Below are 23804 nucleotides of genomic sequence, written 5' to 3'. Positions count from 1 at the left end.
CATGTCCTCGCTGGCCACGTTGTTGGTGCTGGCCGACGGGCGGCTGCCCGCGGGCTCGCACGCGCACTCCGGTGGGCTGGAGTCGGCGGTCGCCTCGGGCAGGTTGCGGGACCTGGCCGGGCTGGCCGAGTTCCTGCGCGGCCGGCTCGCCACCACCGGCCGGGTCGGCGCCGCGTTCGCGGCGAGCGCCTGCGCCGGCCGGGTGCCGGCCGCCGACCTGGACGACGGCCTGGACACGCGTACGCCGTCACCCGCGCTGCGCCGCGTCTCCCGGGCCCAGGGCAGGGCACTCGTACGCGCCGGACGGGCGATCTTCGGCCCGGTGGCGGTGCCGGTCGGGGCGTCCCCGACCGGTCTGCACCAACCGGTGGCGCTCGGCCTGGTGGCGGCTGCCGCCGGGCTGAGCCCGACCGAGGCGGCGGTGGCCAGCGCGTACGGGTCGGTCAGTGGTCCGGCCAGTGCCGCCGTACGGCTGCTCGGTCTTGACCCGTACGCGGTCCATGCCCTGCTTGCCGGTCTGGCCGGCGAATGCGACCGGCTGGCGGCCGACGCGGCCGGCCGGGTCGACGATCCGGTCGACGACCTGCCTGCCGACTCCGCTGTCCTGCTGGAGATCGGCGCCGAACTGCACGCGAGCCAGGAGGTGCGTCTCTTTGCATCCTGATACCTCTCACCCGGCCGGTACGCCGCACACGCACGATCCGGACGAGCCGCCGCACACCCATCCTGATCCGGGAGTCGATCCGCATCCGGCGCTGGCCGGTGCCCCGGTCGACGGGGGTCGGGCGTTGCGGATCGGGATCGGCGGGCCGGTCGGCTCCGGCAAGACCGCGCTGGTCGCGGCGCTGTGCCGGACGCTGTCGGCGGAGCTGCGGCTGGCGGTGGTGACCAACGACATCTACACCACCGAGGACGCCGACTTCCTGCTCCGGCACGGCGTGCTGCCGGCCGAGCGGATCCGGGCGGTGGAGACCGGCTGCTGCCCGCACACCGCGATCCGGGACGACATCTCCGCGAACCTCGACGCGGTCGAGGAGTTGGAGGCGACGCTCGGGCCGCTGGACCTGGTGCTGGTGGAGAGCGGTGGCGACAACCTGACCGCGACGTTCAGCAAGGGGCTGATCGACCAGCAGATCTTCGTGGTCGACGTGGCCGGCGGTGACAAGGTGCCGCGCAAGGGCGGGCCGGGAGTCACCGGCGCCGACCTACTCGTGATCAACAAAACGGACCTGGCGCCGCTGGTCGGGGCCGACCTGTCGGTGATGTCCCGGGACGCGGCGGCCCGCCGGGGCGACCTGCCGACCGTCTTCCTCTCCCTGGTGCAGGACAGGGCGGCAACACCAGTCGCCGACTGGGTACGCGCCCTCGTCGCGGACCGGACCGGGGTCGTACGGTCACCGGCCTCGTACTGATGCGGGCGGTTGCCCGGATCGTGGCGGTGGCGGACGGCTCTCGGGGAACGAGGCTGACCGAGCTGCGCGGGGAGGCTCCGCTGCTGCTGCGGCGTACCGGACCGGATGGTGAGCCCGGCGAGGTGCAGGTGCACCTGGTCGGGGGTGCGGCCGGGCCGCTCGGCGGGGACCGGCTGCGGATCGAGATCGAGGTGGGTGCCGGGGCGCTGCTGTGCGTACGGACCGTGGCGGCGTCGTTGGCGCTGCCGGGGGCGGGCGGTGGGCAGTCCCGGCTGGAGGTGGTGGCGCGGATCGGCGCGGGCGGGCGGCTGCGGTGGCTGCCCGAGCCGCTGATCGGTGCCGCCCGCTGTGATCACCTTTCCCGCTCGGTGTTGGAGCTGGCGGAGGGCGCGGCCCTGGTCTGGCGGGAGGAGTTGGTCTGCGGGCGGCACGGCGAGCAGGTCGGTGACGTACGGATCAGCACCACCGTGCGCTACGCCGGCCGTACGCTGCTGCGCAACGAACTGGCGGTGGGGCCGAGGGCTCCGGGCTGGGCGGGTCCGGCCGGGCTCGGCGGTGCACGGGTCACCGGAACACTGCTTCGGGTCGACCCGACCTGGACCGAGACGGGGCTGCCGGAGGCGGCGCCGCTGGGGGCGTACGCCGCTCGGATGCCGCTGGTCGGCGGACCGGCGGTGCTGGTCACCGCCACCGGCACCGATCTCGCCATGGTCCGAGAGGTTATGCGCGGCGAGTTGTCCGCGCCCGATACCGCGGCTTCCGTACGTCGGTAGGCGTAGACCGCCGGGTGGGCTCGGCGCCCGGCTCTCGTGTCCGGGGCCGAGCCCACGTCGAGAGCTACCGGCCGGCGGAGAGTCGCTCAAGATCCGCGACCGTGAAGGTCACTGCCTCCGCGCTGACCGGACCGGGCTTGCCCGCCGCGTCGAGTGGGTACTGGGCCTGGTCAGGGTTGAGCAGCGAGGCCGGTGAGTCGGGGAAGAGCGCGAGGAACAGGATATAGCCGGTGCCGCTGCGAAGCGCCACCGCGTCTGTCTCGCGGTAGGTCACACCCTGGTAGTCACCGCCGAGTTGCTTGACCGGGACGAGAGCGCCGGGCTTGACGTCGCCCTTGAAGACCCGGTTGGCCTTGGCCTGGAAAACGGTCACCACCAGGGCTTCGCTCGCCTGCTGCTGGCCGCTGGGCATCCCCGCGTTCGGATTCAGCTGGGGATCACTCTCGGAAACCTTGGAGGGGGTGAGGTTCTGCACCTTGGTCCCCGGTTCGATCGTGGCTTCGATGACGACATCGGCCTGCTCGTAGAGGCTGGCGAGATTCTCGTACGACGGGTAGTCCGGGTGGTAGTCGACAACCGAGCCGGTCGGGCCGGTATCGCCGGTCGGAGCATCCGCCGCGCAGCCGGACACCCCGAGCATCGCCACCGCAGCTACCACGGCTGTCAGCAAACCCCGTGCTCTTGACAACTTGACTCCGATCCATAGTTATTCAAGCTAGCGAGAGCTGTAGAAGTTGTTCACGTCGTTGATGTCGTACTGCTGGGGAGTAGTCAACGTCGCCCGATTACGGTCGTGCCGCATGAGGGACGCACTGGCGGCCACCGGAGGATTGTCATTCAGACTCAAAGCGTGCCCGAGTTCGTGCGTGAAGCTGCTGGTCACCCAGTTGGCAAAATTGCCGCCGGAACTCGCACTCAGCGTACGGGAGTTCATCTGGATCCGGAAATACCTCCCGGACCCCGACCCGTAGGGGGTATAGAGTCCGAACCACGTGTCGGGGAAAGACGAGGCTTCCAACCAGGACGGCGCCGACGCCGACTTCTCGATCCAGGCCGCCGTCGGAGTGTTGTACCAGTTGGTCAGCGCCCGGTCGAGCGGCACCTGCCAGGTGCTGTTGTAGCTGTACGACCGGATGGGGAAGTGCGCACTCCACATTCCACCCGAGTAGTAGGTGGCGCGCGCGGGTCCGACCGGCTGGAGCGTGACGGTAGCAACAATTACCGCCGCAACCACAATGCCCACCGATCGTCGTACGTTTGGGAGCCTACTGGACCAGATCTGCTTCAAAGTCGCCTCCAAGCCGGGAACCTTCCAGCAACAGCATCGCGAGATACACGTATCGATGAACCACGATGTTGTCGCCAATCCTTCCCGTACCGAGATCGCCCGAACAGTTTGGTCCGGTTAACACCAGACAAACTTCCCTTGTCCGCAGGACGGCCGAACGACAAAACAGCCGAACGGACAACTGTTGGACGTCGCCGGAGCAGACTGGGTTCCGCGCTACCGACTTGTCACGACCGCCGCACCCCAGGACACCCCAACTCGGCCCGACAGTTCGGGTACGAGAGAGTAACTCCGATCCGGAGGGAGGAACGCGAATGGTGTGGATCTTGTTGGGTGCGGCGATCCTCAGTGAGGTGAGCGCGACCATCGCGCTACGGATCTCCGAGGGGTTCTCGAAGCTGGTCCCGTCGGTGATCGTCGTGATCGGTTATGTCATCGCCTTCGTACTGCTCGCCGAGGTGCTGAAGCGGGGCATGCCGGTCGGTGTCGCGTACGGGGTCTGGTCGGCCATCGGGGTGGCCCTGGTGGCGGTGATCGGTGCCGCGTTCCTGGGTGACAGCCTCACCTGGATCCAGGTCGGTGGGCTGGTGTTGGTGATCGCGGGAGTGGCCGCCTTGGAGTTGGGCGCGCGTCACTGACAGTGCCGCTCACCGGGGCTCAACGACCGTCCGCAATCGCCGGACCTGCACCGATGCTCCGCAGTACGGTGACCGAATGCGACCCGTGCCGTGGTGGGCCCTACTCTCCGCCATCGGTGCACCGTTCTTCCTGATCGGCGGCTGGACCGCCGGGGCGGCTCGCCAACCCGATCATTACGACCCGATCTTCGACACCATCAGCGTGCTGGCCGGGCCCGGTGCGACCGACCCGTGGATCATGCAGCTCGGCCTGGCCGCCGCCGGGGCCTGCTACCTGGTCACCGCGATCGGGCTGGTGCTGGCCGGGGTGCTGGGCCGGGCCCTGCTCGCCCTCGGCGGGATCGCGACCGGCCTGGTGGCGCTCTTCCCGCAGCCGGAGAACGGTGGTTCGGACGAGCACGCGTTCGTCGCCGGGACCGCCTTCGTCGCGCTCGCCCTCTGGCCGCTGGCCTCGACGGTGGCGCTGCGGGACAGGTTCTGGCCGACCTGGGCCGACCCCGGCGTACCCCGCCCCTGGGCGGTACGCCGACCCGCAGCGATCATCGCCAGCCTGGTCCCGATCGGGCTCTGCGCCTGGTTCGGCGTCGAGATGTTCAGCCGCGGCCCGTGGATCGGCCTGACCGAGCGGTTTGCCGCCGGTGCCGAGTCGATCTGGCCGATGGTGGTGGCGATCAGCGCCCGGCTGGCCCCGTCCGCGCTGCCGGCCGCCGGCACCGACACGGCCGCCGAACCCAGCCCGGTGGAGTGAGCCCGGCCCGCTACAGCGAACCAAACCCGGTGGGGTGAACCCGCCGCGTCGCCGCTGGCCGAGGGGCTGGATCACCACTTCACCAGGGTGCCGAGGGTGTCGCCGACACATTGTGTGCAGCGATGCGCGTCTATATGATTCCCGGCACCCAGAACCACCACCGCCAGGCACCCGTGATCCGGAGGCCCCCATGTCCCTATCCCGGCGCACCCTGCCCCTGTTCACCGCTCTCGCCGTACTGATCGGTTCGGTTGTCGTCGGCGCCGTCCCCGCCGCCGCAGCCCCCGGTCCCCCGCCCGCTTCGATGTCCAGCCTGGGCGACTCGATCACCCGTGGCTTCAACGCCTGCGGCTGGTACGTCGACTGCACCTCGCGCTCGTTCAGCACCGGCGACAACTCGTCGGTGAACCCGCACTACCTGCGTATCCGGGCCGTGAACCCGGCCATCAACGGTCGCAACTACAACGACGCCCAGACCGGGGCCGACTCGGCGGACCTGCTCGGTCAGGCGAACAGCGCGGTATCCCGTGGTGTCCAGTACGTCACCGTGCTGATCGGCGCCAACGACGCCTGCACCGGTTCGGAGTCGAGCATGACGACGGTCGGAACCTTCCGGGCGAACGTCGACGCCGGGCTCAACCGGCTGAAGTCCGGCCTGCCCGGCGCCCAGGTGTACGTGATCAGCGTGCCGGACATCCAGCGGCTCTGGTCGGTGGGCCGGGGCAGTGGCAGTGCCCGTACGGCCTGGTCGCTGTTCGGCATCTGCCAGTCGATGCTGGCGAACCCGACCTCGAACGCGCAGGCCGACGTCGACCGGCGCAACCGGGTACGTCAGCGCGTCGTCGACTACAACACCCAGCTCGCCTCGGCGTGTGCCGCGTACGGCGCCAACTGCAAGTTCGACAACAACGCGGTCTTCAACTATCCGTTCGCGTTGAACCAACTCTCGGGCTGGGACTACTTCCACCCGAACGCCACCGGTCAGCAGGTGCTGGCCAGTGTCACGTACGCCGCCGGCTTCGGCTGGTAGCAGATCCCCCGGTCCGGGGCGGCCGACCGTACGGGTGGCCGCCCCGTCCGGGTCAGACGGCGAGCAGGCGGTGCACCGACTCGTCCTGGAGGTCGGCGCGCTCGCCTGCGCGGGCCACCTCGCCCGCGTCGAGGATGACGAACCGGTCGGCGATCCGCAGTGCCAGTTCGAGGTACTGCTCGACCAGCAGGATCGCCAGCCCCAACTCGCTGTGCAGCCGCTCGATCGCGGCCTCGATCTCCAGGATGATCGACGGTTGGATGCCCTCGGTCGGCTCGTCGAGCAGCAGCATCTTCGGGCGGGTGACCAGGGCCCGCGCGATGGCGAGTTGCTGTTGCTGGCCGCCGGAGAGGAAACCGGCCCGGCGGCGCAGCAGCGGTGGCAGGGCCGGGAAGAGGTCCAGTGCCTCGTCCACCGCGCTCTTGTCGCCGCCGCCGGGCGACGCCTCCAGCGCCACCTGGAGGTTTTCCCAGACGGTGAGCTGGGGGAAGGTCTCGTGCCCCTGCGGCACGTAACCGAGGCCGAGGCGTACCCGCTCGTGGGTCTTGAGCCGGGTGATGTCCCGGTCACCGAACTCGATCTTGCCCTTCTTCGCCGGCAACACCCCCATGATCGCCTTGAGCAGGGTGGTCTTGCCGACCCCGTTGCGTCCCATCACGCAGACCAGTGAGCCGCCGGGCGCCCACAGGTCCACCCCGAACAGGGCCTGCGCCCGCCCGTACGCGACGTCCAGTCCCGACACCCGCAGCAACTAACCCGCCTCCTTGATCAGCTCGGTGCTCTCCTTGCGGGTCCGGCCGAGGTAAACCTCCTGCACCCGGGGGTCGGCCTGCACCTGTGCCACCGTGCCCTCGCAGAGCAGCCGGCCCTCGTGCAGCACGCTGACCGTGCTGGCGAACCGGCGCAGGAACTCCATGTCGTGCTCGATCACGATCACGGTGTGTTCCCGGGCAACCTCCTGGAGCAGTTCGCCGGTGCGTTCCCGTTCCGGCCGGCTCATCCCGGCCACCGGCTCGTCCAGCAGCAGCAGGCTGGGCCGTTGGACGACCAGCATGCCGATCTCCAGCCACTGCCGCTGGCCGTGCGAGAGCACCCCGGCCGGGCGGTCCGCGAGCGCGGTCAGCCCGGTCGTCGCAAGTGCCTCGGCGACCTCGTCGGAGGTGTCTCGGCGACGCCGCAGCAGGGCGCCGAGCGGGCGCCGGAAGCTGGCCGCGAGGTCGAGGTTCTCCAGCACGGACAGTTCCTCGAAGACCACCGAGGTCTGGAAGGTGCGCCCGACGCCGAGCCGGACGATCCGGTGCTCGCGCCGGCCGACCAGTTCGGTGCCGTCGAAGGTGACCGAGCCGGACGCCGGCTTGGTCAGCCCGGTGATCACGTCGATCAGGGTGGTCTTGCCGGCGCCGTTCGGCCCGATCAGGAAACGCAGTTCACCGGCGGAGACGGTGAAGTCGAGATCGGTGATGGCCCGGAAGCCGGAGAAGGTGACGTTCAGTCCGCGTACCCGGAGCAGTTCGGTCATCTCGCCACCTCGCTCGGCTCGGGCGCCGAGGCGGCCGGCGTGGTCGCCACCGGCGGGTCCGCCGCCCCCGCCGGCTGGTCGGACGTGACCGGCGATCGGGTACGCCTGCGTCGGCGCACCAACGCCCGCCCGTCGGCGAGCAGTCCGGCGAGTCCGCGCGGTGCCCAGATCATCACCGCGATGAACATGGCGCCCTGCAGGTAGATCCAGTTGTCGGCGGACTCCTCGCTGAAGACCGTCTTGGCGTAGTTGACCAGCAGCGCGCCGCCGACCGCACCGGCCAGCGAGTAGCGACCGCCGATGGCCACCCCGACGAGGAGTTCGAGGGAGGCGACGATGCCCAGGTTGGCCGGGCTGAGCAGGCCGACCATCGGCACGAACAGGGCACCGGCGAGTCCGGCCATGCCGGCCGAGATGGCGAACGTGATGGTCTTGACCACGGCCGGGTCGTAGCCGAGGAAACGTACCCGGTCCTCGCCGTCGCGGATCGCGACCAGGAGCTTGCCGAACCGGCTGTGGCCGAGCTGCCAGGCGATCAGGAACGTCGCACCGAGCGCCAGCACCACCACCAGGTAGAGCAGGCGTTTGTCGGCCGGGTCGTAGAGGTCGAGGCCGAAGAAGAACTGGAAGTTGGTCAGCCCGTTGGTGCCGCCGGTCAGGCCCTGCTGACCGACGAGCAGGATGACGAACGCCGCCGCGAGTGCCTGGGACAGTACGGCGAAGTAGGCGCCCCGTACCCGCTGGCGGAAGACCAGCAGGCCGAGCAGGACCGCCACGGTGACCGGCAGCAGCACCGCCATGGCAAGGGCGAAGACCGGGTTGGCGAACGGACGCCAGATCGCCGGCAGGCTCTCCACCCCGCTCCAGACCATGAAGTCGGGCAGCCCGCCCGGCCCGGCTTCGCGGAGTTTGAGGTGCATGCCCATGGCGTAGCCGCCGAGGCCGAAGAACACGCCCTGACCTAGGGTGAGCATGCCGCCGCGCCCCCAGGCCAGGGCGATGCCGACGGCGACGATGGCGAAGCAGAGGTACTTGCCGAGCAGGTCCAGCCGGAACGGCGAGAGCAGGTTCGGCGCGGCCAGGAACAGCAGGGCCACCACGAGGAAGAGCACCGGCCCGGCGACCCGCCCCCGCCACCTACCGGTGGCGGCGACCTGCGGGGCGGTCATGCCAGCCCCCTGGTCCGGACCACGAACATGCCCTGCGGCCGGAACTGGAGGAAGGCGATGATCACGGCGAACAGCACCACCTTGGCGAAGCTGGCGCCGTTGTCGACCCAGAACTCGACGAAGCTGTTCAGGATGCCGAGCGCGAACGCGGCGATCACCGCCCCGCGCAGTTGCCCGAGTCCGCCGGCCACCACGACCAGGAACGCGTCGACGATGTAGTTGGTGCCCAGGGTCGGTCCGACCGGCCCGATCAGGGTCAGCGCCACCCCGGCGACTCCGGCCAGGCCCGAGCCGATGAAGAAGGTGAGCTGGTCGACCCGTCCGGTGGCGACGCCGCTGACCGCGGCGAGCTGTCGGTTCTGCATCACCGCGCGCATCCGCCGGCCGTGGCGCAGCTTGCTCAGGTAGGCCCAGATGCCGAACACGCACGCGGCGGCGAGCAGCATGATGAAGATCCGGTTGTACGGCAGCCGTACGCCGCCGAGGTCCAGGCCGCCGGTGAGCCAGCCGGGTGCGCGTACCTGGACGTTGGGGGCGCCGAAGATGTCCCGGGCCACCTGTTGCAGGACCAGGCTGACGCCCCAGGTGAGCAGCAGGGTGTCCAGCGGTCGGCCGTAGAAGTGCCGGATCGCGAGCCGTTCGAGGATCAGCCCGAGTACGCCGCCGACGGCGAACGCGACCGGGATGGCGGCTGGGACCGCCTGCGCCCCGAACACCGGCTGCAGCAGGTACGCGGTGTACGCGCCGGCCATGATGAACTCGCCGTGCGCCATGTTGATGACGCCCATCTGGCCGAACGTGAAGGTCAGGCCGAGTGCGATCAGCAGCAGGACCGCGCCGATGCTCGCGCCGATGACCAGTTGGTTGAGTGTCGCCACCGGTGACTCCTCCTCCCGTTGCCGCCGGTCAGGACAGTCCGCTCGCCCAGGGGTAGCCCTTGAGGTACGGGTCGGGCTTGATCGGCTTGCCGGAGTTCCAGACCTCCTTGATCTGCCCGTCCGGCTGCACCAGGCCGATCCTGGCGGTCTTGAAGACGTGCTGGTTCTCGCCGTCGATGGTGACGGTGCCCTCGGGGGCGTCGAGGGTGATGCCGCCGGCCGCCGCCTTGACCGCCGCGACGTCGACGCTGCCGGCCTTCTTGACCGCCTCGGCCCAGAGGTGGACGGCGTTGTAGCCGGCCTCCATCGGGTCGGAGGTGACCTTCGCGGCGCCGTACTTGGCCTTGAACGCCTTGACGAAGGTGTCGTTACGGGCGCCGGTGGTGGTCTGGTAGTAGTTCCAGGCGACCAGGTGTCCGGCGACGTTGTCCGCGCCGATGCCGACTACCTCCTCCTCGGCGACGCTGACCGACACCGTGGGCATGGTCTGCGCGGTGATGCCGGCGCTGCGTAGCTGCTTGAAGAAGGCGACGTTGCTGTCCCCGTTGAGGGTGTTGAAGACGGCGTCGGGCTTGGCCTGCTGGAGCTTGTTGACCACGGTGCTGTACTCGGTGTGGCCCAGTGGCGTGTACTCCTCGCCGAGGACCTGCATCCCGTTCGCGGCCGCGTACGCCTTGATGATCTTGTTGGCGGTACGCGGGAAGACGTAGTCGCTGCCGACCAGGAAGATCTTCTTCTTGCCCTGTTCGGCGAGGTAGTCCAGGCCGGGCACGATCTGCTGGTTGGTGGTGGCCCCGGTGTAGAAGATGTACGGCGAGCTCTCCAGCCCCTCGTACTGGACCGGGTACCAGAGCAGCGCCTTGTTGCGCTCGAAGACCGGCAGCATCGCCTTGCGGCTGGCCGAGGTCCAGCCGCCGAAGACGGTGGCGACCTTGTCCTGCGAGATCAGCTTCTGTGCCTTCTCGGCGAAGGTGGGCCAGTCCGACGCACCGTCCTCGACCACCGGCTCGATCTTCTTGCCGAGTACGCCGCCCGCGGCGTTGATCTCCTCGATGGCGAGCAGTTCGGCATCCCGGACGGTGACCTCGCTGATCGCCATCGTGCCGCTGAGCGAGTGCAGGATGCCGACCTTGATCGTGTCTGATCCACCGGCCGAGCTGCCAGGATCCTCGACGCAGCCCGAGGTGAGCAAAAATGTCGACAATATACAGAGAACGACTAGCCGGTTGCGCAAACCTCGTGCCATCCAGGGCTCCCTCGAGTCGATGTCAGAGTGCCCGCCACCGTAGGGACCAGGGATTTCAAGTATCTGAGTACATCGATGTCGTAAATGTTAACGGCCCCTCACAGCCACCCAGGGCAGCCGGTGAGGGTCCGCCACGCCCCTGGTCAGGGGCTATACATCACGGGTATACACCCTCATGTAGAGTGCTCCGCATGTCAATCGGGCAGACCTTTCTCGGACTCCTGGAGTCCCGCCCCCGCCACGGTTACGACCTCAAGCGGGCCTACGACGAACGCTTCGGACACGGCCGACCCCTGCACTACGGGCAGGTCTACTCGACCCTGGCCCGGCTGCTGAAGAGCGGCCTGGTCGAGGTCGACGGCGTCGAGCCGGGCGAGGGCCCCGAGCGCAAGCGGTACGCGGTCACCACAGCCGGCGTCAGCGACGTACAGACCTGGCTGGCCAACCCGGAGAAACCCGACCTCTACCTGCAGAGCACGCTCTACACCAAGGTGCTGCTCGCGCTGCTCACCGAGCGGAACGCGGCCGAGATCCTCGACGTACAGCGGGCCGAACACCTGCGCCTGATGCGCGAACTGACCGTACGCAAGCTCAACGGCGACCTGGCCGACCAGCTCATCTGCGACCACGCCCTGTTCCACCTGGAAGCCGACCTGCGCTGGCTGGAACTGACCACCGCCCGGCTCGACCAGCTCGCCGCGACGGTGCGCAAATGACGCCCGGCCCCGGCGAGCCCCTGCTGTGCGGGCTCGACCTGCACAAGCGCTACGGGTCGACCCCCGCACTGGACGGCGCGTCGATCACCGTACGGGCCGGCGAGGTGGTGGCCGTGATGGGTGCCTCGGGCTCCGGCAAGTCCACCCTGCTGCACTGCCTGGCCGGCATCGTCACACCCGACTCCGGCCAGGTCCGCTACCGGGACCGGGAGCTGTCCGCGATGTCCGACAGCGAGCGCAGTGCGCTGCGCCGCGGCGAGTTCGGCTTCGTCTTCCAGTTCGGTCAGCTCGTACCCGAGTTGACCTGCCTGGAGAACGTGGCCCTGCCGCTGCGGCTGGACGGGGTCCGCCGCCGGGAGGCCGAACGGCGGGCATCCGAGTGGCTGGACCGGCTCGAGGTGGCCGACGTGGCCGGCAAGCGGCCGGGCGAGGTCTCCGGCGGGCAGGGCCAGCGGGTGGCGGTGGGCCGGGCACTGGTCACCACGCCTCGGGTGATCTTCGCCGACGAGCCGACCGGGGCGCTGGACTCGCTCAACGGAGAACGGGTGATGCGGCTGTTCACCGAGGCCGCCAAGCAGAGCGGCTCGGCGGTGGTGCTGGTCACCCACGAGCCGCGGGTGGCCGCGTACTCCGATCGTGAGGTGGTCGTCCGCGACGGCCGTGCCCGCGACCTGGAGCTGGTGACGCCGTGAGCCGCAAGCGCGGGTCCGGCCCCGGCCGCTGGCGCGACGACCTGCTGCTCGGTGCCCGGATGGTGTTCGCCGGTGGCCGGGAGGGGATGCTGCGGACCCTGCTGGCCGCCGTCGGCGTCGGCATGGGCGTGGCGCTGCTGCTGGTCGCCGTCTCCATCCCGAACATGCTCGACGAACGGTCCGCGCGCGGCGAAGCCCGCGAGGACCAGTCGTACGGGGAGGAGCTGACCACCGCCGCCGCCGACACCATGCTGGTCGGCCGGTTCGACACCACCTTCGGCGAGCACTTCGTCCGTGGCCGGGTGCTGCGACCGGAGGGCCCGGACGCCCCGGTGCCGCCCGGCGTGGACCGGCTGCCCGGACCGGGTGAGATCGTCGTCTCGCCCGCCCTGGCCGACCTGCTCGCCGCGCCCGAGGGTGCCCTGCTCCGGCCCCGGCTCGACTACCGAATTGTCGGCACCATCGGCGACCCGGGCCTGACCGGCCCCAGCGAATACGCCTTCTACCTCGGCAGTGACCGGCTCGCACCGGACCAGTCCCCGGTCGCGCGGATCGACCACTTCGGTGAGCCGAGCACCAACGATGGTCTCGACCCGGTACTGCTGCTGCTGGTGGCGATCATCCTGGTGGTGCTGCTGCTGCCGATCGCCGTGTTCATCGGCACCGCCGTACGCTTCGGCGGCGAACACCGGGACCGCCGGCTGGCGGCGCTGCGGCTGGTCGGCGCCGACCGGCGGATGGCAATCCGGATCGCGGCCGGGGAGTCGCTGGTCAGCGCCCTGCTCGGGTTGGCCGCCGGAGCGCTGTTCTTCCTCGTCGGGCGGCAGTTCGTCAGCTTCGTCTCGCTGCGCGAGATCAGCGTCTTCCCCGGCGACATCCGACCGGACCCGGCGCTGGCCGTACTGATCCTGCTCGGTGTGCCGGTCACGGCGGTGGCGGTGGCGCTGCTCGCCCTGCGCCGGGTGGTGATCGAACCGCTCGGCGTGGTCCGCCGCGCCGCCGGCACCCGACGGCGGCTCTGGTGGCGACTGATCATGCCGATCGCCGGCGCGGCACTGCTCCTCCCTCTTTTCGGACGGGTCAGCAAGACCGGGGAGCCGGCCAACCAGGCACAGATCACCGTCGGCGTGGTGCTGCTACTCGTCGGGGTGACCGCGGTGCTGCCCTGGCTGGTCGAGGCGGTCGTGGGCCGGCTGCGCGGTGGCAGCGTCTCCTGGCAGTTGGCCACCCGGCGGTTGCAGCTCGACAGCGCCGCCTCCGCGCGGATGGTCAACGGGGTCGCGGTCGCGGTCGCCGGTGGGATCGCGCTGCAGATGCTCTTCTCCGGCATCTCACCCGACTACCAAATCCGGACCGGTGCGGATCCCGACCGCGCCACCATGACCGCCACCATCCCCCTGGACGGCACCGACGGCGCCAGCGCCGCGACCATCTCCGAACGGCTGGCCGCCACCACCGGCGTCCGGTCGGTGTCTCACTTCGAGCGGACCGGTATCGCGCTGACCGACGGGCCGCCGGGTCCGGACGAGGAGCGCCAGAGATGGCCGCTGTTCGTCGGCGACTGCGCCGCCCTGGCGGAACTGGCCGTCCTGGGCAACTGCGCCGACGGGGACACCTTCGCCGTCGACATCCCCGACCGGCTGTCCGGCCCGCTGCCCACCCCCGGACAACGGGTCGAGGTCGGTTCGCCGTACGACGGAAGCAGCCCCGGCCTACCGTGGACCGTGCCCGCCTTCCGGACGGTGTCGCCCCGACCCACGCCGGACGGCGACCTGCACGCCGGACTGCTGGCTACCACCGGGGCGGTGGACATGGCCGCCATTCCGAACCAGAGCATGCTCGTCTACGTCGGGCTGGACCCGGCGGCGCCCGACGCGGTCGAGCGCGTACGCAACACCGCGGCGGGCATCAGTCCGCTGATCGACATCTGGCCACTGCGATCCTCGACCGAGGACACCACGTTCCGCGACATCCGCCGAGGGCTGTCCATCGGGGTGGTGGCGGTCATGCTGCTGCTCGGCGCGAGTCTGCTGGTCACCACGCTGGAGCAGTTGCGGGAACGGCGCCGGCTGCTCGCCGTGCTGGTCGCGTTCGGCACCCGGCGCAGCACGATGACCTGGTCGGTGCTGTTCCAGACCGCCGTGCCGGTGACGCTCGGACTGGCCCTGGCCAGTCTGCTCGGCACCGCCCTCGGTGCGGCGCTGCAACGGGTGGTGCAGGGAACCGCACGGGTGAACTGGATGATCCTGGCCCAGCTCTCCGGCGTGGCCGCCGGGGTGGTGCTGCTGGTGACCGTACTCAGCCTGCCGGCGCTGTGGCGGCTGATGCGCCCGGACGGGCTGCGTACCGAGTAGTCCCGCGAAAGGGCCCCTCTCCGCGCCGGAGAGGGGCCTTTCGCGGGTCAGCGGTCAGCGGGCGGCGAGGCGGGCGGCTCGGGCGTCGCGCTTCTCCTCGAACCGGGACGCCGCCTTGTCCAGCTCCTCCAGTTGCGCGCCGAGCTGCTCGCGGGCAGCCTCGCCGTCGGCGTCCAGGCCGGTACGGTTCCAGACGTCCCACTGGCGCAGCACCGGCACCAGCACCTCGTCGCGGTGCTGACGCAGGTCGTAGATGCCGGCCAGGGCGATCGCCACCGACTTGCGGGCGAAGCCTTCGATGCCGTTGCCCGGCATCGCGAAGTCGGCCGCGACGTCCGCCACCGCCCGCATCGCCTGGCTCGGCGACAGCTCGAACGCGGCGTTGAGCAGGTTGCGGTAGAAGATCATGTGCAGGTTCTCGTCGGCCGCGACCCGGGCGAGCAACTGCTCGCAGAGCGGGTCGCCGGTGACCCGGCCGGTGTTGCGGTGCGAGATGCGGGTGGCGAGTTCCTGGAACGACACGTACGCCAGCGAGTGCAGCACCTCGTTGGAGTGGACGTTGGTGTACCCGGTGGACATGTGGACCATCCGGGCCCGCTCCAGCGCCACCGGGTCGACCGCCCGGGTGACGGTCAGGTAGTCGCGGATCGCCACACCGTGGCGCCCCTCCTCGGCGGTCCACCGGTGCACCCAGGTCCCCCAGGCGCCATCGCGACCGAACAGCGTCGCGATCTCGTGGTGGTACGAGGGCAGGTTGTCCTCGGTGAGCAGGTTGACCACCAGCGCGGTCCGGGCCACCTCGGGAAGCTCGAAGTCCTCCGGGGACCAAGCCTCACCACCGAGCAAGCCGTCGAACGTACGCCCGTCGCTCCACGGCACGTACTCGTGCGGGAACCACTCCTTGGCGACCGCGAGGTGCCGGTCGAGGTTCTGGGCGACGACGGAGTCCAACTCGGTCAGCAGCGCGGTCTGGCTGAGCGGACGGGTGATGGCGGCAGTCACAGGCTCTCCCTACGGTGGCGTAAGTTACGCTACCGTAGGTCAAGCCGGAGCGCAGCGCCAGTCCGCCCGCTCAGCCGGGTCGCGCGAGCCGACCTCGGGCCGCCCGCGAGCCAATCCGGTGATCAGCTGACCAGGGGACGCAGGTCCTCGACCGGCGGCGTCCAGTCGTCCGCCGTGGCCGGCACCTGCTCGCCGGAGCGGATGTCCTTCACCTCGTCCACCGCCCCGTCCGCACCCGGGAACCACACGTACGGGATCCCGCGCCGCTCGGCGTGCCGGATCTGCTTGCCGTACTTCGCCGCGGACGGCGAGACCTCGGTGGCGATGCCGCGCCGACGCAGTGCCGCCGCGATCCGGTCACTGGCCGGACGGTCCTCCTCGGCGCCGAGCGCCACCAGCACGCAGGTCGGCACCGAGCGGGACACGGTCAGCTCACCGGCGCCGAAGAGCAGGCCGAGCAGCCGGGTCACGCCGATCGAGATGCCCACACCGGGGAAGGTGGTGGAGCCGGCGGTGGCCAGGTTGTCGTAGCGGCCACCGGAGCAGATCGAGCCGAACCGCTCGTAGCCCCGCATCTGGGTTTCGTAGACCGTACCGGTGTAGTAGTCCAGGCCGCGCGCGATGCGCAGGTCGGCGACGCAGAGGCCGGGCGAGTGCGCGGCCGCCGTCTCCACCACCGTGACCAACTCGGCCAGACCCTCGTCGAGCAGCGGGTGCTCCACCCCGAGGGCCCGGACCGAGTCGGCGAACGAGGCGTCCGGCGCGCTGATCTCGGCCAGGGCCAGGCACGCCTTGGCCTGCGATTCGGTCGCCCCCGCGGTCTCGACCAGCAGCGCCGCCACCTTCTCCGGCCCGATCTTGTCGAGCTTGTCCACCGCGCGGAGCGCGGCGTCCGGGTCGGTCAGCCCGATGCCACGGTAGAAACCCTCGCTGATCTTGCGGTTGTTCACCTGGATCACGATCGGCGGGATCGGCAGGCCGCCGAGGGCGTCGCCGATGACCAGCGGCAGCTCGGCCTCGTAGTGCGCCGGCAGGGTGTCCCGGTCGACGATGTCGATGTCGGCCTGGACGAACTCCCGGTAGCGCCCCTCCTGCGGGCGTTCGCCCCGCCACACCTTCTGGATCTGGTAGCGCCGGAACGGGAACTGCAACTTGCCGGCGTTCTCCAACACGTACCGGGCGAACGGCACGGTCAGGTCGAAGTGCAGGCCCAGGGCGTCGTCACCGGCCGATCCACCCGGATCCTCCTGCAAGCGGCGCAGCAGGTAGACCTCCTTGGAGGTCTCCCCCTTGCGCAGCAACTGGTCCAGTGGCTCGACCGACCGGGTCTCCAGCGGGGCGAAGCCGTACAGCTCGAAGGTCCGCTGGATCCGGGCGATCACGTACTGCTCGATCATCCGCTGCGGCGGGGCCCACTCGGGAAAGCCGGAGATGGGCGTGGGCTTGCTCATGACGCTCCTTGAACTCCCGCGGGGCACGCGGGCGGGATCTGGGTGACGCGAGGCGCGGACTTACCAGCCTCGGCGGGAACCGGCCGGTCGCGCTTCGTCGGGCGAGGCGACCTGACGCAGGTACGGATTGCTCGCGCGTTCGCGGCCGATGGTGGTCCGGGGTCCGTGGCCGGGCAGGACGACGGTGTCGTCGGCAAGCGGGAGGACCTTGTCCCGCAGGCTGGTCAGCATGGCCGGCATGCTGCCGCCCGGCAGGTCGGTGCGACCGATCGAACCGGCGAACAGGACGTCCCCGGAGAGGCAGATCTGATCCGCGTCCCACTCCGAGCCGGCCCCCGGCAACCGGAACATCACCGACCCGCCGGTATGGCCCGGCGCGTGGTCGACGGTGATCTCCAGCCCGGCGAGGTTCATGTTCGCCCCGTCGGTCAGCTCGGCCACGTCCTCCGGCTCGGTGTACGGCAGCCGACCGCCGAGGAGCTGTTCCAGGTCGAGGGAGATGCCCTTGCTCGGGTCGGCCAGCAGTTCCAGGTCGGCCGGGTGCACGTACGCGGTGATCCCGCGGGCACCGCAGACCGGCGCGACGGAGAAGACGTGGTCGAGATGACCGTGGGTCAGCAGGACGGCGGCCGGCTGCAACCGGTGCTCGGCGAGAAGCTCGTCGAGGCGGTCGACCACTCCGATTCCCGGGTCGACCACGACACACTGCTCTCCCGGCGCGGTCGCGACCACGTAGCAGTTGGTGCCGAAGGCGTCCGCGGGAAACCCGGCGACGAACACGTCCGCTCCCCTCCCGTCGACGTTGGCGTCCCCCGCAGCCTATCCGCCCGGCCGGTCGCACGCCGCGCCGCACACGGTCCGCGAGCGTGGCAGGTGGGCGATCGAGATGCCGCCGGACCCGGACACCGGGCGCCGTACGGCATAGACGAGGCCGGCCGGCTCGGTCGGCGTGGGGGATAAATCCGATAGAACGGTCCGGAACGGCGGCGGTGGACGGTCCGCAGGCACAGATTCACATAGCGGCCACCTCGTACACCACATTCTCAGCCGATAGCCGTACACTCTGGCGGGCGTGTGGCGTGGCGCACTTGACGCCCCGACGGCGAGAACGTGGCCGTCCGCCACGACCAGGGTAGAGGGAAAAGGAGCGCGGGTGGCTTCCAGCAGGGACCGGCAGCGCAAGTTGGCGCGTGCCAAGCTCGACCGGCAGATGGCTCGGCGAGCCGCCTCCGCCCGTCGTCGGCGACAGATCCAGGCCGGGGTCGGCGCGGCTCTCGCGCTGGCGCTGATCGTACTCGGCTCGGTCTGGGCGCTCGGCGGGTTCGACCGCGAGCCGGCGCCAGCCGCAGCCCCCGAGATCTGCGCCTGGACACCTCAGGACGCGGCGGGCAACAGCAACCTCAAGGACGTCGGCAAGCCGGCGACCACGGGGCTGCCCACCGCCGGCACCCGCCCGATGACCATCACGACCAACCAGGGCAGCCCGGTGACGGTCGACCTGGACCTGGCCAACGCGCCGTGCGCCGGGGCGAGCTTCGCCCACCTGGCCGGCCGGTCGTTCTACGACAACACCAAGTGCCACGAGATCACCGCCGACGGCGCGCTGCGCTGCGGCGACCCGAGCGGCACCGGGCAGGGCGGCCCGACCTACTCGTTCACCAGCGAGAACGTGCCGTCGGCACCGGCGCCGAGCCCGTCGGCCAGCCCGGCGCCCGGCGAGCCGCCGCTCTACCCGGCCGGCACGGTCGCCCTGATCGGCAGCGCGCCCGGCGCCAACGGCAGCCAGTTCCTCGTCTTCTTCAAGGACTTCAACCCGGCCGAGCCGACCTACCCGATCGTCGGCAAGGTCAGCGCCGGGCTCGACGTGATCCAGAAGATCGGTACCACCGAACTGGTGGACAATGGCAGTGGCGAGAAGGTCAAGCCGAAGACCGACGTGGTGATCCAGAGCCTGACCGTCGGCGAGGTTGCCACCGACGCACCGCCCGCCGCCCCACCGGCGACGCCGACCGCCAGCCCGACGGCGGTCGGGCAGTCCTGAGCCAGAGCCCCAGACACCAGCCGCGGACGCAGCACCGCAGCCCAGATAGTCCAGGAGGAGTCACCGTGACGTCCACGAGAGAGCGGCAGCGCGCCGCGGCGCGGGCCCGGCTCGAACGGGAGATGGCCCAGCGGGCCGTCGCTGCCCGCAAGCGCCGTCAGCTGCAGACGATCGTCGCGGCCGGGGCGGGTCTGCTCCTGGTCATCGCCGGCACCGTGTGGCTGGTCGCCAGCCTCGGCGACGACGACAAGACCACCGACGCGGCCCCGATCGGCGCCGGCTCGACCCAGTGCACCTGGACCGACATCCCGGCCGACCAGCGGACGCCGACGACCAAGGACGTCGGGCTGCCGCCGGTCGCGGCGCCGAACACCGGGTCGCAGACGATGACCATCGACACCGGGCTCGGGCCGATCACCGCCAAGCTCGACCTGACCAAGGTGCCGTGCACCGCGGCCAGCTTCACCCACCTGGCGGAGAAGAAGTTCTTCGACAACACCAAGTGCCACCGCCTGGTCACCGAGGGCCTCCAGGTACTGCAGTGCGGCGACCCGAGCGCCACCGGCGCCGGCTGGCGCGACAGCGACGGCACCGGCGGCCCGAGCTACCGGATGGCCGAGGAGAACCTGCCGACCGAGCAGCGTCCGCCGTACCCGGCGGGTGTGATCGCGATGGCCAACTCCGGCCAGCCGGGCAGCAGCGGCAGCCAGTTCTTCATCGTCTACGGTGACTCGCAGCTCGACGCGACCTACACCGTGCTGGGCACGGTCACCAGCGGGATGGACCTGGTCAAGGAGGTCGGTGCGGCCGGCGACGACGGCGCCTTCGCGCAGCAGGCCGGCGGCGGTCACCCGAAGAAGGAAGTTCTGATCAAGTCGCTGACGATGAGCGCCGTGGCCGGCTGAGCCAGCCACCACCAGCGCCACCGGACGAAAGGGGCGGCCCGCTACGGCGGGCCGCCCCTTTACTCATTTTCGTTCCGGTGTTCCGTTCCGATGCCCGGTTCCCGGAGTGGTGCCGATCAGGCGCCCGAGGTGACCCGGTACGCGTCGAAGACGCCGTCGACCTTGCGTACGGCGGCCAGCAGGTGCCCCAGGTGCTTCGGGTCGGCCATCTCGAAGCTGAACCGGCTCACCGCCACCCGGTCGCGGGTGGTGGTGACGGTCGCGGAGAGGATGTTCACCCGCTCGTCGGAGAGCACCCGGGTCACGTCGGCGAGCAGCTTGTGCCGGTCCAGCGCCTCGACCTGGATCGCCACCAGGAAGGTCGACGCCGAGGTCAGCTTCCAGCTCACCTCGACGATCCGCTCCCCCTGCACCCGCAGGTCCTCGGCGTTGGCGCAGTCGTCGCGGTGCACGCTCACCCCGCCGGAGCGGGTCACGAAGCCGAACACCGAGTCCGGAGGCACCGGGGTGCAGCAACGGGCGAGCTTGATCCACACGTCGCTGACGCCGCGTACCACCACACCGGGGTCGTGGCTGGAGGTACGGCTGCGCGGCGGCCGGGTGGCGACCGCGGTCTCGGCGATGTCCTCCGCCGCTCCCTCCTCGCCGCCGTAGCCGGCCATCAGCCGCTGCACCACCGACTGGGCGGAGACCTGGCTGTCGCCGACCGCGGCGTAGAGCGACGCCACGTCGGCCAGGTGCAGGTCCCGGGCGATCGCCATCAGGTTGTCCGAGCTGAGCATCCGCTGCAACGGCATGCCCTGCTTGCGCATCTGCTTGACGATCGCGTCCTTGCCGGCCTCGATCGCCTCCTCGCGGCGCTCCTTGTTGAAGTACTGACGGATCTTCGTACGCGCCCGCGGGCTCTTGACGAAGCCCAGCCAGTCCTGGGTCGGGCCGGCGGTGTCGGACTTCGAGGTGAAGATCTCGATCACGTCGCCGTTGGACAGCGTCGACTCCAGCGGCACCAGCTTGCCGTTGACCCGGGCGCCGATGCACTTGTGCCCGACCTCGGTGTGCACCGCGTACGCGAAGTCGACCGGGGTCGAGCCGGTCGGCAGCGGGATCACGTCGCCCTTCGGCGTGAAGACGTACACCTCCTGGCTGGACAGGTCGAAGCGGAGTGCGTCCAGGAACTCGCTCGGGTCGCTCGCCTCCCGCTGCCAGTCCAGCAGCTGCCGCAGCCAGGTCATCTCGTCGATGTTGGCCGGCGGGCCGACGACGGTGGCCCCCTTCTGCTCCTTGTACTTCCAGTGCGCCGCGATGCCGAACTCCGCGGTCCGGTGCATCGCGTACGTCCGGATCTGCATCTCCACCGGCTTGCCGCTGGGGCCGATCACGGTGGTGTGCAGGGACTGGTACATGTTGAACTTCGGCATCGCGATGTAGTCCTTGAACCGGCCCGGTACGGGCTGCCAGTTCGCGTGGATCACACCGAGTGCCGCGTAGCAGTCGCGCACCGTCTCGACCAGGATCCGGACCCCGACCAGGTCGTAGATGTCGTTGAAGTCCCGACCCCGGACGATCATCTTCTGGTAGATCGAGTAGAGGTGCTTGGGGCGACCGGTCGTCTCCGCCTTGATCTTGGCGGCCTTGAGGTCGACCTGCACCTTCTGCGTCACCTGGCGCAGCAGCGCCTCCCGCTGCGGCTGGTGCTCGCCGATCAGCCGGTTGATCTCCTCGAACCGCTTGGGGAACAGGGTGCCGAAGGCGAGATCCTCCAGCTCCCACTTGATCGTGTTCATACCCAGGCGGTGCGCCAGCGGAGCCAGGATCTCCAGCGTCTCCTTGGCCTTCTGCTCCTGCTTGGCGCGGGGCAGGAAGGTCAGCGTACGCATGTTGTGCAGCCGGTCCGCGAGCTTGATCACCAGGACCCGCGGGTCCTTGGCCATCGCGACGACCATCTTGCGGATCGTCTCGGCCTTGGCCGCGTCACCAAGCTTGACCTTGTCGAGCTTGGTGACGCCGTCGACCAGCAGGGCGACCTCGGCCCCGAAGTCGATCCGCATCTGGTCCAGGCCGTAGTTGGTGTCCTCGATGGTGTCGTGCAGCAGCGCCGCCACCAGCGTGGTGGTGTCCATGCCGAGGTTGGCCAGGATGGTGGCCACCGCGAGCGGATGCGTGATGTACGGGTCACCGGACTTGCGGTACTGCCCCGAGTGCCAGCGGGCGGCCATGTCGAAGGCGCGCTGCAACATCCGGGGGTCCATCTTGGGATGGGCGGCCCGGTGGGTGGCGATCAGCGGTTCGAGCACCTCGCTCACCTGCGGCGTCTGCCAGGGAGCGTTGAACCGCGCCAGCCGGGCCCGGACCCGCCGCCCGGTCGGCGCGCTGGCCAGACCGAAGCTGGACGTGGCCGCGCCGGGCTCGTCGGTCGTGACGATCCGACCGGCCGCGCCGACCGGCACCACGACACCCCCGAGGGGTACGGGTGTGGTCGCCGCGCCGAGACCGTTGACCGCGGCACCCGACGGGGCGACGGCGATCGGGACCACGGCGGCGGGATCGTCACCGGCCACCACCGCGATCGGGGCGATCGGCTTTTCCCTGACCGAGCCCACAGCCACCGCGGCGACGGGTGCAGCCGCGCTCGGGCCGACGGGTGCTGTCGTGCTTGGCCCGACGGGTGCTGCGGCGGTCGGCGCAACAGGTGCTTGCGTGCTCGGCGCGACCGGTGCTTCGGCGGTCGGGGCGGCGGCGTCGGAAGCATGCGCCGATGCGGCGGCGGAGCCGTCGGACGGGCTGCCGGGGGCGGCGACGGGGAGGCCGTCACCGTCGGCCGAGGGCGTGCTGGCGTTGCCGGCCGCGGGCGTACCCGTACCGTCGGTGCCGGCTGCGGCCGGAGCGTCGACGCCGGTCCCGTTGCCGGAATCGTCGCGGGTGGTCTGATCGGCCGCCGTGGCAGCCGCGTCGGCCGGCTCGGCGTCACCGCCCCCATCGGTGGGGACGGGGGAACCGGGCGCGGTCGGAACCGGCCCGCTCGCGGACCCGGCCACGGGATACCCGACACCGTCGGCCTCGCTGGTCGATTGCACCGTGCCCTCCGCCGGAGGGGCGACATCGTGGGACACCGGCCTCCTCACACCTCGCTTGGGACGAGCCGACCGTAACCGGTCGACCTGGTCCTGCACCAGCCTGGTAGAACGGCCTCCACCTGGTCAGCGAAAGGCAATGCTACCCGTCCCGACGGCCGGATGCCGCTCCCCCGCACGCACCGGATCGGTCCCCGACGACAAGAGCTGCTAAACCGTCAGAAGTGCATGTACGGGACGGGGAGCGATCCGCTCCCGGCCGCCGAGGAAGGAGAGTTCCAGCAGTACGGAGAGCCCCGCCACGGTCCCACCGGCCCGCTCGACCAGGCTCAGCGTCGCGTCCGCCGTGCCGCCGGTGGCGAGCACGTCGTCCACCACCAGCACCCGGTGGCCGGCCGTGAAGGCATCCTGGTGCACCTCGAGGGTGGCTTCGCCGTACTCCAGGGCGTAGGAGGCGGCGTACGCGGCACGGGGCAGCTTGCCGGCCTTGCGTACGGGCACCACACCCAGCCCGGTGGCGTACGCGATCGCGGCGGCGAGCACGAAGCCGCGCGCCTCGATGCCGGCCACCACGTCGAACGAATCCCGGCCGTGGTACTCGATGATCTCGTCGATCACCTGGCGGAACACCTCGCCGTCGGCGAAGAGCGGCATCAGGTCCTTGAACACCACTCCGGGTTGGGGAAAGTCCGGTACGTCCAGCACCCGGCTGGCCACCAGTGCCGCCGTGGCCGGGCCGCTGTCGCCCCGTACCCCGGTCTGGGTCTCCGTCAACGCTGCTCCTCTCACCGGACGTCCGGGTTATCGGACATCCGTGCCGATACGCGAAACGAAAGGCGCCCGGCACGCCGCCAAAGCCAGCATGCCGGAC

At 70.4% G+C, this 23804-nt stretch carries 23 protein-coding genes; 11 read left to right on the top strand and 12 right to left on the bottom strand.

All coding sequences use genetic code 11. The features are described from left to right. Position 1 precedes the first annotated feature (1 nt). From AB0J90_RS20600 to AB0J90_RS20590, 3 genes are read left to right on the top strand one after another with little or no spacing between them, the layout of a single operon-like run. A complete protein-coding gene (locus tag AB0J90_RS20600; protein ID WP_363598082.1) occupies positions 2-664 on the top strand; it encodes an urease accessory UreF family protein in 663 nt (220 codons plus the stop codon). Next, on the top strand, positions 654-1412 hold the full coding sequence (gene ureG / locus AB0J90_RS20595; protein WP_363598081.1) for an urease accessory protein UreG: 759 nt from the start codon (positions 654-656) through the stop codon (positions 1410-1412). The genes AB0J90_RS20600 and ureG overlap by 11 nt, the downstream gene beginning before the upstream one ends. Continuing rightward, positions 1412-2185 carry an urease accessory protein UreD gene (locus tag AB0J90_RS20590; RefSeq protein ID WP_363598079.1) on the top strand — a complete coding sequence of 258 codons (774 nt, stop codon included), beginning with the start codon at positions 1412-1414 and terminating at the stop codon, positions 2183-2185. The genes ureG and AB0J90_RS20590 overlap by 1 nt, the downstream gene beginning before the upstream one ends. Positions 2186-2249: 64 nt before the next feature. Here the strand turns inward: AB0J90_RS20590 and AB0J90_RS20585 are convergent, their stop codons facing one another. Together AB0J90_RS20585 and AB0J90_RS20580 are read right to left on the bottom strand one after the other, a co-directional pair. Beyond that, positions 2250-2843 carry a hypothetical protein gene (locus AB0J90_RS20585; protein WP_363598077.1) on the bottom strand — a complete coding sequence of 198 codons (594 nt, stop codon included), beginning with the start codon at positions 2841-2843 and terminating at the stop codon, positions 2250-2252. A gap of 57 nt (positions 2844-2900) precedes the next feature. After that, positions 2901-3428 carry a hypothetical protein gene (locus AB0J90_RS20580; protein WP_363598075.1) on the bottom strand — a complete coding sequence of 176 codons (528 nt, stop codon included), beginning with the start codon at positions 3426-3428 and terminating at the stop codon, positions 2901-2903. Positions 3429-3787: 359 nt separating this feature from the next. Here AB0J90_RS20580 and AB0J90_RS20575 point away from each other — a divergent pair, with 359 nt between their 5' ends. The 3 genes from AB0J90_RS20575 to AB0J90_RS20565 all read left to right on the top strand — a co-directional run bounded on the left by AB0J90_RS20575 (position 3788) and on the right by AB0J90_RS20565 (position 5889). Then, a complete protein-coding gene (locus AB0J90_RS20575) occupies positions 3788-4111 on the top strand; it encodes a multidrug efflux SMR transporter (protein ID WP_363598073.1) in 324 nt (107 codons plus the stop codon). 76 nt (positions 4112-4187) lie between these two features. Next, positions 4188-4859 (top strand): DUF998 domain-containing protein, encoded by a 672-nt coding sequence (locus AB0J90_RS20570; protein ID WP_363598071.1) that lies wholly within the window; start codon positions 4188-4190, stop codon positions 4857-4859. Between the two features lie 190 nt (positions 4860-5049). After that, on the top strand, positions 5050-5889 hold the full coding sequence (locus AB0J90_RS20565) for an SGNH/GDSL hydrolase family protein (protein WP_363598069.1): 840 nt from the start codon (positions 5050-5052) through the stop codon (positions 5887-5889). A 52-nt stretch (positions 5890-5941) separates the two neighbouring features. On the opposite strand, the gene urtE is transcribed toward AB0J90_RS20565, so the two are convergent. The 5 genes from urtE to urtA are packed head-to-tail and all read right to left on the bottom strand — an operon-like array spanning position 5942 to position 10647. After that, positions 5942-6631, bottom strand: coding sequence for an urea ABC transporter ATP-binding subunit UrtE (urtE, locus tag AB0J90_RS20560; protein WP_363598222.1), 690 nt, complete (start codon positions 6629-6631; stop codon positions 5942-5944). Between the two features lie 9 nt (positions 6632-6640). Beyond that, a complete protein-coding gene (urtD, locus tag AB0J90_RS20555) occupies positions 6641-7408 on the bottom strand; it encodes an urea ABC transporter ATP-binding protein UrtD (protein ID WP_363598067.1) in 768 nt (255 codons plus the stop codon). Further along, a complete protein-coding gene (gene urtC, locus AB0J90_RS20550; RefSeq protein ID WP_363598065.1) occupies positions 7405-8577 on the bottom strand; it encodes an urea ABC transporter permease subunit UrtC in 1173 nt (390 codons plus the stop codon). The genes urtD and urtC overlap by 4 nt, the downstream gene beginning before the upstream one ends. Continuing rightward, positions 8574-9455, bottom strand: a complete 882-nt coding sequence (urtB, locus tag AB0J90_RS20545; protein ID WP_363598063.1) for an urea ABC transporter permease subunit UrtB — start codon at positions 9453-9455, stop codon at positions 8574-8576. Before urtB ends, urtC begins: the two co-directional genes overlap by 4 nt. Before the next feature lie 28 nt (positions 9456-9483). After that, complete coding sequence (gene urtA, locus AB0J90_RS20540) at positions 9484-10647, bottom strand: urea ABC transporter substrate-binding protein (protein ID WP_363598061.1); 1164 nt, start codon at positions 10645-10647, stop codon at positions 9484-9486. Positions 10648-10892: 245 nt separating this feature from the next. Between urtA and AB0J90_RS20535 the strand changes: the two genes are divergently transcribed. From AB0J90_RS20535 to AB0J90_RS20525, 3 genes are read left to right on the top strand one after another with little or no spacing between them, the layout of a single operon-like run. Beyond that, complete coding sequence (locus AB0J90_RS20535; protein WP_363598059.1) at positions 10893-11417, top strand: PadR family transcriptional regulator; 525 nt, start codon at positions 10893-10895, stop codon at positions 11415-11417. Further along, on the top strand, positions 11414-12109 hold the full coding sequence (locus AB0J90_RS20530) for an ABC transporter ATP-binding protein (RefSeq protein WP_363598057.1): 696 nt from the start codon (positions 11414-11416) through the stop codon (positions 12107-12109). Before AB0J90_RS20535 ends, AB0J90_RS20530 begins: the two co-directional genes overlap by 4 nt. Then, complete coding sequence (locus tag AB0J90_RS20525; protein ID WP_363598055.1) at positions 12106-14463, top strand: FtsX-like permease family protein; 2358 nt, start codon at positions 12106-12108, stop codon at positions 14461-14463. The genes AB0J90_RS20530 and AB0J90_RS20525 overlap by 4 nt, the downstream gene beginning before the upstream one ends. Before the next feature lie 54 nt (positions 14464-14517). On the opposite strand, the gene AB0J90_RS20520 is transcribed toward AB0J90_RS20525, so the two are convergent. The 3 genes from AB0J90_RS20520 to AB0J90_RS20510 all read right to left on the bottom strand — a co-directional run bounded on the left by AB0J90_RS20520 (position 14518) and on the right by AB0J90_RS20510 (position 17696). Then, positions 14518-15465, bottom strand: a complete 948-nt coding sequence (locus AB0J90_RS20520) for an acyl-ACP desaturase (protein ID WP_363598054.1) — start codon at positions 15463-15465, stop codon at positions 14518-14520. Between the two features lie 122 nt (positions 15466-15587). Beyond that, on the bottom strand, positions 15588-16916 hold the full coding sequence (hisS, locus tag AB0J90_RS20515; RefSeq protein ID WP_363598053.1) for a histidine--tRNA ligase: 1329 nt from the start codon (positions 16914-16916) through the stop codon (positions 15588-15590). 60 nt (positions 16917-16976) lie between these two features. Then, positions 16977-17696, bottom strand: a complete 720-nt coding sequence (locus AB0J90_RS20510) for an MBL fold metallo-hydrolase (protein WP_363598051.1) — start codon at positions 17694-17696, stop codon at positions 16977-16979. A gap of 373 nt (positions 17697-18069) precedes the next feature. Here AB0J90_RS20510 and AB0J90_RS20505 point away from each other — a divergent pair, with 373 nt between their 5' ends. Together AB0J90_RS20505 and AB0J90_RS20500 are read left to right on the top strand one after the other, a co-directional pair. Then, positions 18070-18957 (top strand): peptidylprolyl isomerase, encoded by an 888-nt coding sequence (locus AB0J90_RS20505; protein ID WP_363598049.1) that lies wholly within the window; start codon positions 18070-18072, stop codon positions 18955-18957. Positions 18958-19022: 65 nt separating this feature from the next. Further along, a complete protein-coding gene (locus AB0J90_RS20500; RefSeq protein WP_363598047.1) occupies positions 19023-19862 on the top strand; it encodes a peptidylprolyl isomerase in 840 nt (279 codons plus the stop codon). Between the two features lie 116 nt (positions 19863-19978). Here AB0J90_RS20500 and AB0J90_RS20495 read toward each other — a convergent pair whose 3' ends face one another. Further along, positions 19979-22423, bottom strand: a complete 2445-nt coding sequence (locus AB0J90_RS20495; protein WP_363598220.1) for a bifunctional (p)ppGpp synthetase/guanosine-3',5'-bis(diphosphate) 3'-pyrophosphohydrolase — start codon at positions 22421-22423, stop codon at positions 19979-19981. Positions 22424-23143: 720 nt separating this feature from the next. Further along, positions 23144-23707 carry an adenine phosphoribosyltransferase gene (locus AB0J90_RS20490; protein ID WP_363598045.1) on the bottom strand — a complete coding sequence of 188 codons (564 nt, stop codon included), beginning with the start codon at positions 23705-23707 and terminating at the stop codon, positions 23144-23146. Between the last annotated feature and the right edge of the window lie 97 nt (positions 23708-23804).

It is taken from the genome of Micromonospora sp. NPDC049523 (assembly GCF_040676775.1).
Classification (GTDB): domain Bacteria; phylum Actinomycetota; class Actinomycetes; order Mycobacteriales; family Micromonosporaceae; genus Micromonospora_G.
Note: the sequence above shows the minus strand (reverse complement) of the source record. Positions and strands in the feature narration are given on the sequence as shown.